The organism is Patescibacteria group bacterium (genome assembly GCA_018900835.1).
Lineage (GTDB): Bacteria > Patescibacteriota > Minisyncoccia > Minisyncoccales > PEYH01 > PEYH01.
In genome coordinates this window covers 1-18,959 of record JAHIFQ010000013.1, presented here as the reverse complement: position 1 = coordinate 18,959, position 18,959 = coordinate 1, and the positions used below count along the sequence as shown (strand labels likewise).

The window sequence follows — 18,959 nt, the reverse complement described above, 5'->3', positions numbered from 1 at the left end:
TTTGCTACCGCTTTGCCAAAAACAAAAATTCCCGATACAAGAATTGCTTCCAATCCCGGACATTTACTTTTTACTGGCATTCTTGATGGTGAAAATGATAAAATTAAAGCTGTGGCGGATCGGCTTTTCCAGGAAGATATGTGGACGCCGTACGGTATCCGCACACATGCCGCATCTAATCCCGATTTCAATCTCATGAGTTATCATCTTGGTTCTATCTGGCCTCATGACAATTGGATCATTGCTCAAGGTCTTAAAAAATATGGACATGATCGAGAATATGAAAAGATAAGACAAGCGCTTCTCAACGCTTATAATTCGCTAGGGGAAATACCGGAACTTTATACGGTAGACGATGGTAGAATTGAGAGAATTGCGGTTGCCTGTTCTCCTCAGGCATGGGCAAGCGGCGCGCTATTAAATTTCATTTTAAAAACATGAAAAACTCCACATCCGAGGAAGTTGGATAATCAGAAAAACCGGCGTCGAGGTATGATCGAAGCAGTAAATAAAACATATGAGATGCCGACCAAAAATAGCCAAAAATAGGGACGTTTCTGATTCTTTCTTCAATATATAGTGAGTAGCGGGGTAGGGTAAACTATATTTTTATAGTTTTTGTCCTCAAATCAGGTATATAAAATCCATTTGACTGCTGTATTTTAGTTCTAACCCTTCATTGCATTCAGGACCTACGGCATTGTTCACGATACGGAGCATTCCCAACCGAGAGGTATATCCTTTTCGGGCGACTTAGGAGTGTCAGAACTGCCGAAAGGCAGTTTTTTTGACAAATTCTGAAAAAGTCTTATAATAAATTGAAAGTCAATACGTTTCCACAAGGAGGGAAAATGCACATTTCAAAATTCATGATTGGGAAATGGCTGAAAAAAAGAAGGACATCTCTAATCGGAATGGGCCGTTGGCTATGGAGAGTTTTCTTAGTGGCGCTCATAGTCCTTGGGCTGGTTTGTATCCTCAAGGTGGCCAACGATAATCCAAGAGAAGGGTTGCTGTCTGCGTGTCTTATCCTGGCAGCATCTGGAACAGTGTTTACTCTTCTGTCTATTGGAAAGAACATAGTCCGCATATGGAAGCCCCAGAACAGACAGTCGGATATTCCTTCTTCGCCTAGGCGGAGTAGAAAAAGGAGAAAGATAGCGATTTTTCTTTTACCTTTGGGAATATTACTCGTCTCGTGGGTTTTCTACAGCTGGTATTTCGAGTCCCTGCCCCAAGCTGTAATTCATATCATCGGCGAACTTCAGATGCCTGCCACAGGGGAGAGGATTCTCGTTTTTACGCCCCATCCTGACGATGAGACTATCGGTGTTGGGGGATACATTGCTGCGAGCATAGAGTCAGGGGCATCTGTTTGGGTTGTTCTAGTCACTGATGGCAACAATAAGGGAATGGAGCTCCAGCGTTATCAAGAGTTTAGGGAGGCCGTTAACATCTTGGGTGTGCCAGAGGAAAATCTATTTTTTCTCGGCTATGCGGATGGTCTTCTAAAAAACCAGGACCAGAATGAAATTAGGGCACGGTTCGTTGAAATCGTTCTTCAAATCCAGCCAGATATTATTATCGCGCCACACCCCGAGGATTTGCATATTGACCACAAAATCACAGGAGTACTTGTTGCATCGATAGCAGAAGAGACGGATATCACGCTCTATCAATATTTCATCCACGATAATCATTTCCCTAATCCTAGGGGGCTGGTTCCGGATGGATATCTCTTGCCGTCTCTTCGCATGATTGTCATTGGCCAAAATTGGAGAAGATTTATGCTTTCTGGGGAAATCATGGATGTCAAACAGGAAGCAATTCTGCAATATCGCAGCCAACTCCGCAATTCTTACCTGAGGAATCTCCTTTTCGGCTTTGTCCGGCAGAACGAACTGTTCTTGCTCCCGGATGACTAACCCTCCCCTGTGTTTTCAGCAGGGGAGCTTTTTTTCTTGTCCAGACGCATTAGAATTGTCGGGAAACAAGAATCGCTATTTGAACAATTTCTTGATATAGAGAAAAAATAGAGCTGACCATATTTTCGTTATTTTAGGATTTTTTGTTTTGTTAAAAATATGGTATAATAAAATTATGAAAATAGAGATTACAAATCTCGATGAATTTCAGGGCATTCTTTGGTCAAAGCCGATATCAAAGCTTAGCCTGGAAAGAGATAAGATTTACATCATCCATCAAGTTTTAAGTTTTGGAAGCTTGAAACAAATTAAGTGGTTATTTAAGCAATATAGCGGGGAAGAGATAGCAAAAATATTTTTAGAAAATCCTAAGAAAGTTTATACTGCGGCAGTTTTTAATTTCATTAAGAATTTTGTTTTAGATTTCAATAATAAAGAATTACCAAAAAATAGGTATGTCAAAACTTTATCTCGATCTATTGAGTGAAAATCAGGCTAAAATCTTTAAGATTTTGAGTCAATTTTGTGAGCACGGAGTTCTTGGAGGAGGCACTGCTTTAGCTCTCCAGATTGGTCATAGAAAATCATATGATTTTGATGTCTTTTTATCCAAAACGCTTTCTAAGGGATTTGTTTATAAAGTAAAAAAGGTTTTTGGAAATTTTGAACTTATAGCTCAGACCGGTGATGAATTCAGCTTCACAGCGATGCCTCAAAATGTAAAAGTTAGCTTTATCTATTATCCATATCGCAATCTCTACGAAAAAATTAAAACTCCTCATTTAGATATTTTTTCTTGGAAGGATATTGCTTTAGATAAAGCTCATACTGTCGGCAGAAGGGGCGAGTGGCGCGACTATGTTGATTTATATTTTATTATCAGGAAAGGCCTTTCTTTGTCTGAGATTATTGAACTTAGTAAAAAGAAATTTGGCGACTCCTTTTCTGAAAAATTATTTTTATCTCAACTCATCTATTTTGAAGATATACAAGATTTTACAATGGAGCTTACGGCAGACAAGCCCTCTCGCAAAGATATTAAAAGTTTTTTAGAAAAAGAAGTTAAGAAATTGCGATTTAGATGAATTTTTTTTGTAATAAATTTAAAAGTTGGCTTATTAAAAAAAGGAAGACCTAAGAAAAAATAGAGCTGACCCTATTTTCGCATTTGACAAAACAAGTGCGTTTTGCTATGCTGTACTAAAATGTACAGTATGAAACAACAGAACTTAAAACAAAATAAACTGGATTTACTTTTAAAAAGTCCGAATAATCTTTTCCATACAAAAGATTTGTTTTTGCTTTGGGGTATCAAGAATAAGAACACTCTTTACACTACCATTAAAAGATATGTTCAAAAAGGAGTGTTGATTAGAATTCAAAAGGGATTTTATAGTAAAGTGCCCTTAAATCAAGTAAATAGAGCCCAATTAGGCATTAGCTTCTTGCATTCTTTCGCCTATATTTCAACAGAAACTATTTTGAGCGAGCACGGCATTATATCTCAAGACATTCCTTGTTTCACTTTGATTTCTGACAAATCTAAAAGGTTTGAGGTAAATAATATTTGTTATATATCAAGACAAGTAAAAGATAAGTTTCTGTTCAATAAAACAGGTATTGTAGAAAAAAATGGCATAAGCCAAGCCAGTCCAGAAAGGGCAGTGGCTGATTTGCTTTATTTTAACCCCAATTATCATTTTGATGCTTTCAATTTAATTGATTGGCCAAAAGTTAAAAGTATTCAAAAAGAAATTGGTTATATATGATTAATATTAGTCAACAAAGGGCATATTATAAAGCTCAATTGTATCGTCTTTTGATAAGGTTGCTGGACGACCCAGAGATAGCTTCAAGTATTTTTTTTAAAGGCGGAACCTGTTCAGCAATGTTGGGTTTTTTAGATAGGTTTTCAGTTGACTTGGATTTTGATTTAAAAAATGGGTCTAATAAAAATAAACTTAGGAAGAAGCTTCATAAAATTTTTGATGATTTAAACTTGAAAATTAAAGATGAGAGCAAAAATGCTTTGCAGTTTTTTCTTTTATATGAGGCGGCCGAAGGCCAAAGAAACACTATTAAATTAGAGATTCTTGACAGCTCTTTTAAAACAATTAATTACCAGCATCAATATTTGAAAGACATCGACAGAATGGCTATTTGTCAGACAAGGGAAAGTATTGTCGCTAACAAATTAGTAGCCATAACAGATAGATATAAAAAAAGAAAAACTATTGCTGGTCGTGATGTGTACGACATCCATTTTTTTCTTTCTCATGGGTTTGACTACGGGAAAGAAATCATTAGAGAGAGGACAAACAAATCAGCCCTTGCTTATTTGCAGGAACTTAAAATATTTATTAGTAAAAAAATTACTCAAAAAATAATTAATCAAGATTTGAATTTTCTTTTATCTCAGAAACAATTTAACAGCATTAGACAAACATTAAAAACAGAAACCTTGATGTTGATTGAAGATGAGATAAGGCATTTGAATAAAAAATGATTTTTTGATCAATTTTGAATATGAGAGATTTTTTGGTATAGTAAAGTATAGTAAATATGGTCGGAGGTTGTGGGAATAATTAATTTTTTAAAAGAATTATGAAGGGATTTAATTCAAATATTGAAAAAGATACTTTGGAAAACAATAATTTTCGCAAAGTGCTTTATACTGGAAAGCATAGCCAATTGGTTTTAATGAGCTTGAAACCAAAAGAGGAGATTGGAATGGAAGTCCATCCAGACAATGACCAATTTTTCCGGTTTGAGAAGGGTCAGGGTAAATGTATTATTGATGGAAATGAATACGAGGTAACTGACGGGTCTGCTATAGTTGTGCCAGCTGGAGCCCAGCACAATATAATCAATATTTCTGACTCCGAAGAGTTGAATCTATATACCATTTATTCGCCAGCTCATCACAAAGATGGAATTATTCGCGCGACCAAAGAGGAAGCGGAGAGCAATGAGGCGGAATTTGACGGTATTACCAGCGAGTAGATAAAATAGATTAAATTTAAAAAACCTGCATTGGGCGGGGGGAGGCCTTTTTAGGAAAAAATAGTATAATTATATTAATATGGTAAGACCAAGAGGTTGCAGAAGAATAAGATTTAATCCGCACATTACTTATTTCAAGCCACAAGGTGTGCCTATGAGGAATTTGGAAGTCATTGAATTAACTGCCGAAGAAGTGGAGGCGTTGAGATTAAGGAATATAAAAGGGTTAGTTCAGGTTCAATGCGCCAAATTAATGAATACCTCCCAGAGCACATTTCAGAGAATTTTATCTTCTGCCTATAAAAAAATTACGGAATCATTGATAAATGGAAAAGCCATAAGGATAATAAAATAACCATAGGAATCATTGATAAACAATTTGGGCTTAGATAATTTGACAGATTTTTGATTTTGGTTTATAGTGATTTTTAATAGGTCGAAAAATAAGCAATGAAGAAAAAATAGAAAAATAGATGAGCAACAAGCTATATATCGGTAATCTCCCTTACGAGACAACCGAGGATGCTCTAAAGAATTTTTTCTCTGAAGCTGGCTCTGTAGCTTCTGCGACCATCATAGCAGACAAAATCTCTGGTAGGTCAAAGGGCTTCGGTTTTGTAGAGATGTCAACCGATGATGAAGCCAAGAAAGCCATTGAAATGTTTAATGGCAAAGAGTTCTCTGGCAGAAATATCGTTGTTGACGAGGCCAGGCCGATGAAGAAAGATTTTTAATTCTTTTACAGTATTCAAACAAAACAAAAAGCCCCTACGGGCTTTTTGTTTTGTTTGAGGATTTTGTGTTATAATAGACAAGAATTATTTTTGACCAATAATAAATAATTTTCAGAAATATATGAAAGTAGAAATAGTAGAAAAACTTTCCGCTCTCATTACAGCTGCTTTTGGGCTCGTTGCTGCGCTTGCCTGGAACGGAACAATTCAGGCAATTTTCAAAAAGGTCTTTGGCACAGCAGACGGCATTTTGTCTATGTTGGTCTATGCGATAGTTGTTACGATTATTGCTATCGTCGCAACGATTTGGATAGGGAAAGTGGCAGAGAAAGCAAAGAAATTATAATTCACAAAGCAATGAACATAAGAAAGATAATAATTTGGTTAGCGCGTTTGATTTGCATTGTGTCAGCTCTGTTTTTTTTGATATTTGTAATAGGCGAGGGAGTGTTTGAAGCCACAGAACAGATAGGAAATAAAATAAGGATTGAGGGATTTATACTCGCTGGCCTTTTCATTTTCGCTGGTATCAGCAGTTTGATTGTCTGGCGATGGCAAAAATTGGGCGCGATTCTGCTCTTTATCTCCGGATTATTTTTAGTATTATTCGTTGTTGCCACAGCAAGAGCCAACAGGATATTAGTATCCGCGATGGTGGGAGGTCCGTTTATTGTTTCATCACTCCTTTTCTTCTTAGCAGAACACGATAAAAAGAAAACAAAAGAATTAATGGTTATTAAATAAAACATATCCAAGATTAAAAACAACCGCTTGCGGTTGTTTTTAATTTGAAACTAAGCTGATTTTTCGCTAAAATAATAATATGATTGCCAAATGGCATAATTTGTCTCCACAAGAGACGATTAATATCTTTGGGAGTAATGTTAATGGAGGGTTGAGGCATAGCGAGGCGCTTGAGCGCCAAATTGAGTTTGGGAAAAATTCTTTGCCAAAAGAGAGACCAGCTCCTCGGCTTAAGATTTTTTTGAGCCAGTTCCGCAGTCCATTAATCTACATCCTGTTTATCGCCGGAGTAGTGGTTTTATTTATTGGCGATTATACGGATAGCGCAGTGATATTTGGGGCTGTGATATTAAATACTTTTGTGGGATTTGTTCAGGAATACAAGGCCTCCAGGGCCCTTTTTGAACTTAAAAAAGCGATTAAAGAACAGGCAAGGGTTTTAAGGCAAGGGAGTATTAAAATGATTGATTTGTCTGAAATCGTGCCAGGCGATATTTTTATTTTACAAGCTGGGGATAAAGTCCCAGCTGATGGACGGATTATAGAATCCCATAATTTCAAAGTAAATGAAATGGCTCTGACCGGAGAATCGCTATCAAGCGAGAAATCAGTTCAATTATTGAAAGAAGATGTTCCATTGGCAGATAGAGATAATATGGTCTATATGGGGACCATAGTAGAAGAAGGAAAAGCAACTATAGTGACGACAGAAATCGGGGTGGGCACGGAAATTGGGAAAATCGCCATTAGCTTGCAAAGCATAAAAGAGGGAAAGACCCCTTATCAAGTGAAATTAACCCATTTTTCAAAGATAATAGGGATTGCCATCGGGCTCATCACTTTAGTCATTTTCTTTGAAGGGATTTTAACAGGCGAAGATTTCATAGAAATGTTTACCACTTCAATTGCTATGGCTGTGGCAGCTGTTCCAGAAGGGCTCCCAGTAGCGATGACAGTTATCTTGGCGCTTGGGATGCAAAGAATCTTTAAGAAAAAAGGACTGGCAAGAAAATTAGTGGCTGCGGAAACGCTCGGCAGCACTTCTGTTATTTGCACAGATAAAACGGCCACTCTTACAGAAGGAAAAATCAGCGTGAGCAAGATATTTGACGGTCAAAAGATATTAAACGCTTCAAGTCGGAATTTGATTAACGATTCTATATATAAGATAGCCATGGTTTGCAACGAGGCGTTCATAGAAAACATCCAGGACGAGAAGAAGGACTGGGTGGTAAGGGGAGGGCCTACAGACAGAGCCATACTATTATTCGGTCTTGAATCAGGTATTTCAAAACAAGCAGTTGAACAAGAATTGGTTAAGATAGATGAGCTTCCTTTTGATAATAAGAAGAAATTTTTAGCCACTCTTCATAAAAAAGGAAATAATAATTTTCTTTTTGTTTCTGGCGCGCCTGAAAATTTATTGGCAATGTCTAATTTAGATGAGAGCACTAAAAAGAAATGGGAGAAAAAATTGGAAGAGCTTACGAGGCAAGGATTTAGAGTGATTTGTTTTGCAAAGAAAAAGATTATTCAAGACACTATTGTTAATTCAGAATTCAAAAATCTGGAAATTGTTTCTTTTTTGGGACTTTCAGACCCATTAAGAAAAGACGCTAAAAAATCTATAAAAATCTGCAGACAAGCAGGAATGAAAATCATTATGGTTACAGGAGACCATCGTTTGACTGCCGAGAGCATAGCAAAACAATTAGGGTTTAAAATTTCTAAAAAAAGCGTTATTGAGGGAGGAGAATTAAGCGCATTGTCGGACGAGGAGTTCAAAAAAAGAGTCAAGGATATACAAATTTATGCCAGGGTTGAGCCAGAGCACAAAATGAGAATAGTCCGGGCCTGGCAAGAGAGAGGAGAGGTGGTAGCAATGACAGGGGACGGCATCAATGACGCGCCTGCCTTGAAACAAGCAGATATTGGAGTTGCTCTTGGGTCTGGAACCAGTGTGGCGAAAGAAACATCTGATTTGGTGCTTTTAAACAACAGCTTTAGCGTTATTGTTTATGCCATAGAGGAGGGCAGGGCTATATTGGATAATATAAGGAAGGTTATCACATATCTTTTGACAGATAGTTTTACTGAAGTGATTTTGATAGGGGGTAGTATGTTAATAGCTAAATTATATGGCCAGGTATGGTTTTTGCCGCTTACGGCAGTGCAGATATTGTGGATTAATTTAATAGAAGACGGACCCCCGAGCATAGCGCTTGCTTTTGAGCCGAAAGAAAACGATTTAATGAAAATGAAGCCCAGGGGGCATAAGGTAAAATTGCTCACCAAAGAAATGAAAATAATAATTTTCACAATAGGGATAATAACTGACTTGATGCTTTTAGGCCTTTTTGCCTGGTTTTGTTTGAAGGGGCTGGATATAAGATACATAAGAACTATGATTTTTGCGGCGTTGGCCATTGATTCGCTTATCTATGTATTTTCCTGCAAGAGCTTGAGAAAAGGACTGTTTCATATTAATATATTCTCTAATAAGGTTTTAATCGGTGGGTGGATTTTTGGAATGGTGGCTTTAATAGGGGCAGTTCATCTGCCTGCGTTGAATCATCTCTTGGGCACAATTCCGCTCCACATTGCGGACTGGTATATTTTGGCAAGCTTGGGGATTATAGAGTTGTTGCTTATTGAAGCAGTGAAACATTATTTTATTGTTCGCCATCAGACAGAGAAATAATTAACCAGTAATTATTAATTAATTAATTATTGATATGCAGATACATTTCGTAATATACATTTTATTTTTCATAGTTGCTGGCGCAATTTTAGCCAAAGCAGGAACATGGACAGTGAGCAGTTTATTGAAAATTGCCAAATTTTTGAGATGGAAAAAGTTTATTGTTGCCACGGTTTTGATGGGATTTTTAAGTTCTATGCCAGAGCTTTTTGTTGGAATCACTTCAGCAGCGACGAGAAAATCAGAATTATCTTTTGGCAATGTTATCGGCGCGAATATTATTTTATTGACATTGGTGATTGGAATTGCGGTTCTTTTGGGCGGGAAGCTTAAGCTCAAAGATAAGGCGCTTAACAAGTCAATGATGTTCGCGGCTTTATATGCTTTATTGCCTTTGCTTTTAATAGTAGATGGAGAAATTTCTCGTGGCGATGGGGTAATTCTTATTTTGGCAATGATATTTTATTTGCGGGAATTAATTTTGAACCAGAGGCAGGTGAGGGAACGATTTTTAGATGGTACAGAGGATATAGGCGAGGAGTTTCGGGCCTTTTTCAAGAACCTGATTATTTTCCTTTCAGGCATTTCATTAATGATTTTGAGCGCTGAATTGATGGTTTTTTCCGCAGGCAGGTTAGCGCTTACCTTTCATGTCCCGCTTGTTTTGATAGGCGTTTTGGGCGTTGCGTTAGGCACCTCTTTGCCAGAAGTGAGTTTTGGGATTAGGTCAGCCCTTATGAAAGAAAAGGAATTGGTTCTTGGTAATGTTTTTGGTTCTGTTATTATTAATTCCACTTTGGTTTTAGGAATAGTTGCTCTAATTTCTCCTTTCCGCGTTTATTCTTTGCCACTATATATAGATGGGTTCATCTTTACTGGATTAGTGGTGTTGATTTTTCTGATTTTTGCCAAAACAAAAAATGAAATCAGCAAAAAGGAAGCAAAATTTCTTTTGTTGCTATATGCGCTGTTTTTTGTGGTTCAGTTTTTCTTGAAATAACTTGCAGATTTTAGTTTTAATCTTTAATATGTATCCATATGGCTAAAAAATTCAAAATAAACAAAGATAGATGTATTGGTTGCGGAACCTGTGTTCAGTCATGCGACAAAGCAACCGAATTAGGAGATGATATGAAGGCAAAAATAATTGACCAGGAAAAATTAGAAGAATGTGGAGGGGCAAAAGTTTGTCCCTTTGGCGCGATAGAAGAAATGGAGGGAGATAAAATAAAAAAATAATTTTGTATGTTTTCACAAAATAATAAGATTAATAAAATTCTCATAGCAAGTATTTTTGTTGCTGTTTTTGGTTTTATTAGCTTTATTTCTCTTCCAGAAAAAAGAGTTTTTGCCGAGACAATACAGGAGAGCATAGAGATGACTGTTTTTTATAGCGAGACCTGTATCCATTGCGCAGATGAAAAGGCATTCCTTGAAAAATTGGAGGAGAAATATTCTAATTTTACTGCCAATGAATTCCTCATTTCTGACAGCAAAAATTATCAACTATTAGCCGACCTTTATAATAGATACAAAGTGCCTCAAAGCGTTCAAGGATTTGTGCCAATAAGTTTTGTCAAAGATAAATATTTTTTGGGATATACGGACGATGAAACCACTGGCAAGGAAATTGAGGATTATATTATTTCTTTGATGAATGGCGAAGACGGCCATTCTGTTATTAATGAAAAACCGATAATAATTCCTATTTTTGGTTGGGAGATTTATCCGTCTAAATTGTCGCCATTGCCATTGGCGATAGTTCTTGGCGCATTAGACGGATTTAATGCTTGCGCCATGGTTGCGCTCGGATTTCTTTTAGCTGTTTTGGTCGCAACTGGCGTCAGGAAAAGATTGATAATAATCGGAGGAACTTTTATTTTAGTATCAGGCATTGTTTATTTTCTTTTCATCTCTGCATGGCTCAATTTATTGCTTGTTTCCAAGCATATTCAGTTAATCACGACTCTTGTGGGCGTTGTTATAATAGTTTTTTCTATTTTCCTGTTAAAGGATTACATATATGGAGTAGTGTGCAAACTTTGCGAAATCAAGCCAGCCAAAAGAAAGATTTTCACCCGCGCCCAGAAAAAGCTTTTAGACACGATGAAAAAGATTGTTTCAAGCGAGAGCTCTCTTCCTGTTTTGCTATTGGGGGTCGTGGCAGTAGCAGTTGGAGTGAATTCCGTGGAATTGGTTTGTTCTTTTGGTTTTCCTTTGGCATTTACCAATATTTTGAGCGATTTAAACTTATCTATTTTTTCTCGCTATGCCTATATTCTGATTTATATCCTTTTCTATATGCTTGATGACTTTATTATCTTTTTGATAGCGGTTTTCACTCTAAAAATCACAGGAATCTCGCAAAAATATCTTAAAGCCGTAAAATTGGTTTCAGCGATTGTGCTTTTAGCTCTTGGTGTTATAATGATATTCAAGCCCGGATTATTGGGCTCCCTCTAAACAAGTGTTGGGGGCCGCCCCCAACAATGGCGTTCTAACAACGATGTTGGGGGCCGCCCCCAACATATCCCAACATATCCCAACATATAACATCGTAGTTAGTCAGCAATCATTTATTATTAATCACTATTTAATATGTTTGATTTAAATGGAAAAGTAGCAATAGTTACAGGCGCCAGAAGGGGAATGGGAAGAACTCATTCTTTGCTTTTAGCGCAAGCAGGAGCAAGGGTAGTTGTTAGCGATATTGATTTAAAGGAATGCGAAAAAGTTGTCGCAGAAATTAAGAAAGCAGGAGGCCAGGCAATAGTAGTTAAATGCGATGTCACTAATAAGAAAGACATAGACCAAATGGTGTCAAAGACCATAAAAGAATTTGGCAAAATTGATATTTTGGTGAACAATGCTGGAATTTGTCAATTCAAGCCATTTTTGGAATTGACTGAAGAGGAGTGGGACAGAACTTTAGACATTAATCTGAAGGGCTATTTCTTATGCGCCCAAGCAGTAGGCAAAGAGATGGCAAAACAAAAATCAGGAGTCATAATTAATATCGCTTCTGTGGCTATGGGCCAGGTTGGGGTTGGTTTTCCGAATATTGTCCATTATTGCGCTTCAAAAGGGGGAATTGCGGCGATGACAGAGGCCTTGGCAGTAGAGTTAGCCCCCTATAACATCAGGGTCAATGCTGTTGCTCCGGGTATGATTGAAACCCCAATGATTGACCCCATTAAGCAGGACCCAAAAGCAATGGAGGCAATATTAGCCAAAGTGCCAATGCGCAGAGTTGCAAAACCAGAAGAGGTTTCTAATTTAGTCGTTTTTCTTGCCTCTGACGAGTCCTCATATATGACGGGTTCTATGGTTGTAATTGATGGCGGTTGGTTGGCCGGCTAAAATCAAAACTCTGATCCTTACTAAAGCTTTGATAGGCGAGAAAAACCCAAAACCGCTAGAGGAACTCCCAGCGGTTTTGAGTTTTAAGGGATTTTGGATACAATATGGTAATGGAGATAAACAAGAAGACAATTTTAATAATCCTTTTTGTGCTGAATATCTTTTCATGGGCAGTTGCCTGGGATATCAGCAAAGATAAAGGACTTGAGATTTGTTTTTTTGATGTGGGACAGGGCGATAGTATATTCATTATGGCCTCACAAGGACAGCAAGTTTTAATTGATGGGGGACCGGATAATTCTGTTATCAAGAAATTAGAATCTAAAATGCCTTTTTGGGACAGGTCAATTGATTTGATTGTCCTCACTCATCCTGACAAAGACCATTTGTTCGGATTAATAGAAGTTTTAAAAAGATACAAGGTAAAAAATATTTTATGGACAGGCGTTGACAGCGACAGTTCTTTGCTTCAAGAATGGTTGAATGTGATTGAAAAAGAGAGGGCGAAGATTTGGATTGCTAAACAAGATTTAAATATTGAAATATCCACATATCTAAATATAGATGTATTATATCCTTTTGAAAAATTAGAGGGCAGAATAGTTAGTAATACTAACGACACTTCTATTGTTTTAATATTGGAGAGCAACGGGGAAAAGGTTTTATTAACCGGAGATATTTCAAGCCAAGTAGAGGATTTGCTAATTGAAAACAATCTGCCCATTAGCGCTGATATTTTGAAAATCGCTCATCATGGAAGCAAATATTCCAGTTCTGATGATTTTTTAAAAGCAGTTAATCCGAGCGTGGCAGTGATTTCAGTTGGAGAGAATAATCCCTACAACCACCCTTCTCCTGATGTCTTGGCAAAATTAGAAGATTCTGGTATAAATATCTTACAAACAAGTAAACAAAAAGACATATGTCTCATCCAAAAAGAGAAAGAACCATTCTTATTATTAAGCCCGATGCGGTAAAAAGAGGTTTGGCTGGCGAAATTATTTCCCGCATTGAAAGACGGGGGTTGAAGATTATCGCTTTAAGAATGTTTTTGGCGACAAAAGACCAGATAGACAATCATTATCCAAAAGACGAACAATGGATAAGGCGGATAGGAGAAAAAACTCTTAAAAATTATCAAGAGTATAATATTGATGCTAAAGAAGAATTAGGGACAGAAGATCCTTTGGAAATAGGTAAAATAGTCAGGACCTGGTTGATTGATTTTCTTACTTCAGGCCCTATGGTGAAGATGGTCATAGAAGGAATTCACGCTATCAATATGGTGAGGAAAATAGTGGGTCCAACTATGCCAGCGCAGGCAGATATGGGCACTATTAGAGGCGACTTTTCCGTGGATGATTCCACTGCAGCGAATAAAGACAAGCGCTCGGTAAGGAATTTAGTCCATGCTTCAGAAACACCGGAAGAATCAAAGCACGAAATAGAGTTTTGGCTTGCGCCTGATGAAATTTTTGATTATAAAAGGGCTGAAGACGATGTAATGTAGGGCTTTTCTGGATTTGACAGAGGTAGTTGAAATGATATAATAAAAGCAGGTCCTGTTCTAGTTCTGAACGATTTTCCGGCACTACTTTTTCTAAGGGAGCCCTATATCTGAATGTCCCTCGGGATATTCTTGCGGGCACCCACATTAAACGTACACCCGGAAAAAGTCAGAGCAAAAGAGCAGGATCTATTGGTTTCTAACAAAAGAAAAATGATAAAAGAGATTTATTTAGACAACGCATCAACCACAAAAATTGACCCCATTGTTTTAAGGGCAATGTTGCCGTTTTTGGGAGGACAATATGGCAATGCCTCTTCGCCTCATACTCTTGGCGAAAATGCAAAAAAGGCGATTAAAGAGGCCAGGAGCATTATTGCAAACTCAATATCAGCAGACTTGAGCGAAATTGTGTTTACATCCGGCGGGACTGAATCAAATAATTTCGCTATCAAGGGGATTACTTTTGCCAATAAAGATAGGGGCAATCATATTATCACAACCAAAATTGAACACCCATCTGTTTTAGAGGTCTATAAATGGCTTGAGGAACAAGGTTTTGAAATAACTTATATAGAAACAGATAAGTATGGATTTGTGAACCCAGATGATTTAGATAGAGCGATTAATAACAGGACAATTTTGGTTTCAATTATACACGGTCAAAATGAGTTTGGCACAATCCAGGATTTAGGCGCGCTAGGGCATGTCTGTAAAAAACATAATGTATATTTTCATACTGATGCGTGCCAAAGCTATACAAAAACAGAGATAAATGTCAGAAAACAAGCGATTGATTTAATTACTTTAAACGCGCATAAAATTCATGGACCAAAAGGAGTAGGAGCGCTATATATTAGAAAAGGCACAAAGATTATGGCTTGGCAGCATGGAGGAGGGCAGGAGAGAAGAAGCCGTTCTGGAACTGAAAATATTGCTGGCATTGTTGGATTCGGAAAAGCAGTAGAGCTCGCTTTAGACAAGAAACACATTGAAAATATCAGAGGGCTGAAAAATATGTTGATTGAAGAGTTGATTAAAATTCCGAGAGTGAAAATAAATGGCCCAAGAGACGAAGGAGGGTTGCCGAATATTGTTAATGCCGTTTTCTTCGGAGTTGAAGGCGAGGCAATAGTGGGGCTTTTGGATGTAGAAAAAATTTTTGTTGCCACTGGCTCGGCCTGTTCTTCAAACAAACTGGAACCGAATCCAGCATTAATAGCAATCGGGCTGATGCCGCAAGAAGTCAACAGCACTGTTCGTTTTAGCTTGAGCCGCTTTAATGCAGAGAAAGATATTAAAAAATTGCTGGTTAAGCTTCCGGAAATTGTTGGAAAACTAAGGAGAATCTCTCCATTTTGATTCATATGGCTTACTCAAAAAAAGTTGTTGAAACATTTAGAAATCCACGGAACTATGGAAAGATAAAAGATTATGACGGCCTTGGCAAGGTCGGCAATCCAACCTGTGTTGTTCCTTCCACAGCAGTTCATCTTAATTTTAAAGTACAACCTATTTGTACCGTTCATAACAAGAGCATGGTGCTTTCACACGATGGTCGATATCATGAAATTAAATCAGTCTATAAACGTAAATTTTCAGGAAAAGTTTTGGCTGTCAAGAATAAATTAGGCGTTCAATACCTGACTGGCGACCACTTGGTTTTAGCGGTCAAGATTCCCAAAACTTGGTACTTTTCTTTTACTAAAAATAAGAAAAGATTTATTAAGGGCTTGGCTTGGCACCATGCTCAAGAACTGGAGAAAAAGGATCTTATTGCCTATCCTATTTTAAAGGAAATAAAAGATCAAAAACATCTTAAGATAAACTTCAAAAAGGCGAAGTATGATTTCAAGAGCCAAACATTGCCCAAATCCATAAAAATATCCTCAGATTTTTTAAGATTAATTGGTTATTATCTTGCGGAGGGATATATCCAAGAAGAGCCATGCAGACAGGCAGCTAGCTTTGCTTTTAATATTAATGAAATTAAATATATAGATGATGTCTGTAATGTAGCCAAGAATATTTTTGGCCTGAAGCCTTATGTTAGAAAATATCCTACTCGCAATACGGCTTATGTGGCTATTCATAGCGTAGAATTTGTTAAATTATTAAAGAATCTCTGTGGTAAAGGGGCTGCCGATAAGCATATTCCACATTTCATGATGTTGCTCCCCCCCAAGAAACAGATCAGTTTAATCCAAGGAATGTGGCGCGGAGATGGTTATTTGAATATTAAAAGGGAATATCCAAGAGCCAGTTATTCTACTATTTCCCTTCAAATTGCTCAGCAGTTAAAGATGCTTTTATTAAGACAAGGGATAATACCTTCAGTATATGAAGAAGAAGAAAAAGAGATAGGTGGTCTTAGGCATAGAAAAAGCTTTAGAGTGCACATAGGACAGCGATCTTCTTTAGAGAAGTTGTGCAAGATTATGGATGTTCCATTTAAAAACCAAAAAAAAGTTAGGGTTGATAGCTGGATTGACGGAGATTATGCGATAATGCCTATTACGGGAATTGGGTACAAGAACTATAGGGGGACAGTTTGGAATTTAGAGGTTAACAGCTCAAGATCTTTCACAACTCCTGTATTGTGTCTTCATAATTGTGGGGATGTGATGTGGTTATATATTAAAATCAGAGAAGATAAGAAGGGGAATGAGATAATTAAGGATATAAGTTTTGAGACATTCGGCTGTATAGCTGCGTTGGCTTCAAGCAGTATCATCACAGAGTTGGTGAAGGGCAAAACAATAGAACAGTCCCTTGAGATAACTAAAGACCAGGTCTTGGATAAACTGGGAGGCCTTCCTCCTATCAAGGTCCATTGTTCGGTCTTGGCAATAGATGCGCTCCATGAAGCGATTTATGATTTTTTACAAAAAAACAAAAGAGCGATTCCTGATAATCTTATAAAAAGACACAAGACATTAGAGGCAGAGAGGATACAGATTGAAGAAAAGTATAGTGGTTGGATACAAAATGAGGAAAAGCTTCATAGTAAAGATGGTTAAAGGAAATAATAAAAAAGTCATATTAGGAATGTCTGGCGGAGTTGATTCTTCGGTTGCCCTGTTTCTTCTCAAGAAACAGGGTTTTGAAGTTATCGGGGCAACTGTAAAATTTAATTGCTGGCAAGACGAAAAAAATGCGATTAAAGAAAATGTGTGCTGTTCAGAATGCAGTATGGAGCGAGCCAAAAAAACTTGTGAGAAATTTGGCGTCCCGTATTTTATTATTGATGCCTCTGAACAATTCCAGAAAACAGTAATAGATTATTTTCTGGAAACACTTAAGAATAATCAAACACCAAGTCCTTGTTTGTTTTGCAATAGAAGCGTGAAAATAAAGGCGCTTTTAGATTTTGCTAAAGAGGAAAATGCAGATTATGTGGCTACTGGGCATTATGCTAGAACAATAGAAAATGACGGAGAGTTTCAACTGCAAAGCCCAAAGGACAAGGAAAAAGACCAGACATATTTTTTAGCGCTTCTTTCCCAAGAACAAGTTTCTAAAATAGTTTTCCCTTTAAGAGATTTGACCAAGCAAGAAGCTTATCGGATTGCTGAGGAGCAAGGCATTAAACATACCCTTCGCCAGAGTCAGGATTTGTGTTTTATCGGAGAAAAATCTTTAACTGATTTTTTGACAGAAAATATTGGAGTTAAGTCGGGAAAAATATTGGATACAAAAGGCGTTTTATTGGGAGAGCACAAAGGACTTCATTTTTATACAAAAGGGCAGAGAAAGGGGATTAATTTAGCTGGCGGGCCTTTTTGGGTGGTTGATTTTGATATAGAGAAGAATAATTTGATAGTAAGCAAAGACAAGAATGACAAAAGATTTTTTTCCAAAGAATTGTGGTTATCTGGTGTCAGTTTTATTTCTGATAGATTGCCAAAAGGGAAAACAAAGATTTTGACTCGAACAAGATTCAGGCAACCATTAGTAAAAGCCACTCTCATTCGCAGGAGTCAGGATTCAGGAAATTCAACGGATTGGAGATTAATTTTTGACGCTCCGCAACAGTCGGTTGCTCCGGGGCAGATAGCTGTTTTCTATAGTTTGCCAGATGGAGGGACTTGTCTTGGCGGGGGAATAATAGAATTAACGAAATAAAAATTATGCTTTCTATAAACGATTTAAAAATAGGAACTATTTTCATTTTTGAAGGCAAGCCGCACCAGGTTTTGGAATTCAAACATACACATATGGGGAGAGGGGGGAGTAGTTTACAGTCCAAGATTAAAAATCTTATCAATGGAAAGGTTATTTCCAAGGTCTTTAAGCCGCTTGATTCTTTTGATGAAGCAGACATTGATTGGCGCGAACTCAAATATGCTTATAATCATCGCAATGAGTTTTGGTTCTGCGACCCAGAAGATTCAAGCAAGAGAATAATGCTTGAAGAATCAATGTTAGGAGAAGAGAAAAAATTTCTTAAGAAAGAAACCATTGTCAGGGCAATGGTTTTTGATGATGAAATCAGAGGAATAGATTTACCTATAAAAATGGATTTTTTGGTTACTGAAGCTCCGCCAAGCATTAAGGGCAACAGCGCTCAAAGCGGTAATAAGGTTGTGGTTTTGGAAACAGGAGCGGAAATCAAAGCACCGCTTTTTATTGAGCAAGGGGATATTGTTAGGGTTAACACACAAACAGGCGAATATGCAGAGAGGGTGGAGAAGAATCATTAAAAATTATTAAAAATGGAAGATTGTATTTTTTGTAAAATTATAAAAGGAGAAATTCCTTCGTATAAAATATATGAAGATGAAGGGGTTTATGTTTTCTTGGATATCAATCCTTGGAGCCAAGGGCATTGTCTTGTTATGCCCAAAAAACATATTCGCAATATTTTAGAGGCAGACGCAGAGACATTGAGTGATATTATCTTGGCTGCGCAGAAGATATCTGTTTTGGTTAAAGAAAAACTCGGAGCAGCAGGAATCAATATCTTGCAAAATAACAACCGAGTG

23 protein-coding genes and 2 pseudogenes are annotated in these 18,959 nt (G+C 37.3%); all 25 read left to right on the top strand.

All coding sequences use genetic code 11. The features are described 5' to 3' along the window. The coding region (locus KJ562_02350) for an amylo-alpha-1,6-glucosidase (protein ID MBU3964535.1) at window positions 1-441 on the top strand (441 nt) is incomplete at its 5' end. Between the two features lie 377 nt (window positions 442-818). Continuing rightward, on the top strand, window positions 819-1,925 hold the full coding sequence (locus KJ562_02345) for a PIG-L family deacetylase (GenBank protein MBU3964534.1): 1,107 nt from the start codon (window positions 819-821) through the stop codon (window positions 1,923-1,925). A 175-nt stretch (window positions 1,926-2,100) separates the two neighbouring features. Continuing rightward, window positions 2,101-2,412 carry a hypothetical protein gene (locus KJ562_02340; GenBank protein MBU3964533.1) on the top strand — a complete coding sequence of 104 codons (312 nt, stop codon included), beginning with the start codon at window positions 2,101-2,103 and terminating at the stop codon, window positions 2,410-2,412. 25 nt (window positions 2,413-2,437) lie between these two features. Continuing rightward, window positions 2,438-3,010: a nucleotidyl transferase AbiEii/AbiGii toxin family protein gene (locus tag KJ562_02335; protein MBU3964532.1), complete on the top strand. Its 573-nt coding sequence runs from the start codon at window positions 2,438-2,440 to the stop codon at window positions 3,008-3,010. Window positions 3,011-3,139: 129 nt separating this feature from the next. After that, window positions 3,140-3,694: a hypothetical protein gene (locus tag KJ562_02330; GenBank protein MBU3964531.1), complete on the top strand. Its 555-nt coding sequence runs from the start codon at window positions 3,140-3,142 to the stop codon at window positions 3,692-3,694. Next, the gene (locus KJ562_02325) at window positions 3,691-4,431 is read left to right on the top strand and encodes a nucleotidyl transferase AbiEii/AbiGii toxin family protein (protein ID MBU3964530.1); all 741 of its coding nucleotides are present in this window, start codon (window positions 3,691-3,693) and stop codon (window positions 4,429-4,431) included. Before KJ562_02330 ends, KJ562_02325 begins: the two co-directional genes overlap by 4 nt. 98 nt (window positions 4,432-4,529) lie before the next feature. Further along, entirely contained in the window at window positions 4,530-4,928 is a 399-nt protein-coding gene (locus tag KJ562_02320; GenBank protein ID MBU3964529.1) for a cupin domain-containing protein, read from the top strand. Between the two features lie 79 nt (window positions 4,929-5,007). After that, the gene (locus KJ562_02315; GenBank protein ID MBU3964528.1) at window positions 5,008-5,283 is read left to right on the top strand and encodes a DUF134 domain-containing protein; all 276 of its coding nucleotides are present in this window, start codon (window positions 5,008-5,010) and stop codon (window positions 5,281-5,283) included. Window positions 5,284-5,401: 118 nt separating this feature from the next. After that, window positions 5,402-5,662 (top strand): RNA-binding protein, encoded by a 261-nt coding sequence (locus KJ562_02310; GenBank protein MBU3964527.1) that lies wholly within the window; start codon window positions 5,402-5,404, stop codon window positions 5,660-5,662. 121 nt (window positions 5,663-5,783) lie between these two features. Next, window positions 5,784-6,008: a hypothetical protein gene (locus KJ562_02305; protein MBU3964526.1), complete on the top strand. Its 225-nt coding sequence runs from the start codon at window positions 5,784-5,786 to the stop codon at window positions 6,006-6,008. Beyond that, entirely contained in the window at window positions 5,969-6,406 is a 438-nt protein-coding gene (locus KJ562_02300) for a hypothetical protein (GenBank protein MBU3964525.1), read from the top strand. The genes KJ562_02305 and KJ562_02300 overlap by 40 nt, the downstream gene beginning before the upstream one ends. A gap of 79 nt (window positions 6,407-6,485) precedes the next feature. Then, window positions 6,486-9,107, top strand: a complete 2,622-nt coding sequence (locus KJ562_02295; GenBank protein MBU3964524.1) for an HAD-IC family P-type ATPase — start codon at window positions 6,486-6,488, stop codon at window positions 9,105-9,107. 34 nt (window positions 9,108-9,141) lie between these two features. Further along, window positions 9,142-10,107: a sodium:calcium antiporter gene (locus KJ562_02290; GenBank protein MBU3964523.1), complete on the top strand. Its 966-nt coding sequence runs from the start codon at window positions 9,142-9,144 to the stop codon at window positions 10,105-10,107. A gap of 38 nt (window positions 10,108-10,145) precedes the next feature. Beyond that, complete coding sequence (locus tag KJ562_02285) at window positions 10,146-10,346, top strand: 4Fe-4S binding protein (GenBank protein ID MBU3964522.1); 201 nt, start codon at window positions 10,146-10,148, stop codon at window positions 10,344-10,346. A 6-nt stretch (window positions 10,347-10,352) separates the two neighbouring features. Further along, complete coding sequence (locus KJ562_02280; protein MBU3964521.1) at window positions 10,353-11,570, top strand: hypothetical protein; 1,218 nt, start codon at window positions 10,353-10,355, stop codon at window positions 11,568-11,570. 135 nt (window positions 11,571-11,705) lie between these two features. Further along, window positions 11,706-12,467, top strand: coding sequence for an SDR family oxidoreductase (locus tag KJ562_02275; GenBank protein ID MBU3964520.1), 762 nt, complete (start codon window positions 11,706-11,708; stop codon window positions 12,465-12,467). A 104-nt stretch (window positions 12,468-12,571) separates the two neighbouring features. Beyond that, a complete protein-coding gene (locus KJ562_02270; GenBank protein ID MBU3964519.1) occupies window positions 12,572-13,444 on the top strand; it encodes an MBL fold metallo-hydrolase in 873 nt (290 codons plus the stop codon). After that, window positions 13,390-13,977 (top strand): nucleoside-diphosphate kinase, encoded by a 588-nt coding sequence (locus KJ562_02265; GenBank protein ID MBU3964518.1) that lies wholly within the window; start codon window positions 13,390-13,392, stop codon window positions 13,975-13,977. Before KJ562_02270 ends, KJ562_02265 begins: the two co-directional genes overlap by 55 nt. A gap of 210 nt (window positions 13,978-14,187) precedes the next feature. Continuing rightward, entirely contained in the window at window positions 14,188-15,336 is a 1,149-nt protein-coding gene (locus tag KJ562_02260) for a cysteine desulfurase (protein ID MBU3964517.1), read from the top strand. 5 nt (window positions 15,337-15,341) lie between these two features. Beyond that, window positions 15,342-15,443: pseudogene (locus KJ562_02255) on the top strand (iron-sulfur cluster assembly scaffold protein). A 69-nt stretch (window positions 15,444-15,512) separates the two neighbouring features. Next, a pseudogene (locus KJ562_02250) lies at window positions 15,513-16,406 on the top strand (hypothetical protein). Window positions 16,407-16,481: 75 nt separating this feature from the next. Beyond that, a complete protein-coding gene (locus KJ562_02245; protein ID MBU3964516.1) occupies window positions 16,482-16,994 on the top strand; it encodes an iron-sulfur cluster assembly scaffold protein in 513 nt (170 codons plus the stop codon). Further along, window positions 16,963-18,099 carry a tRNA 2-thiouridine(34) synthase MnmA gene (gene mnmA / locus KJ562_02240; GenBank protein ID MBU3964515.1) on the top strand — a complete coding sequence of 379 codons (1,137 nt, stop codon included), beginning with the start codon at window positions 16,963-16,965 and terminating at the stop codon, window positions 18,097-18,099. The genes KJ562_02245 and mnmA overlap by 32 nt, the downstream gene beginning before the upstream one ends. A 5-nt stretch (window positions 18,100-18,104) precedes the next feature. Beyond that, the gene (locus tag KJ562_02235; GenBank protein MBU3964514.1) at window positions 18,105-18,677 is read left to right on the top strand and encodes an elongation factor P; all 573 of its coding nucleotides are present in this window, start codon (window positions 18,105-18,107) and stop codon (window positions 18,675-18,677) included. Between the two features lie 12 nt (window positions 18,678-18,689). Beyond that, window positions 18,690-18,959: HIT domain-containing protein (locus KJ562_02230; GenBank protein ID MBU3964513.1), on the top strand; the 270-nt coding region annotated here is incomplete at its 3' end.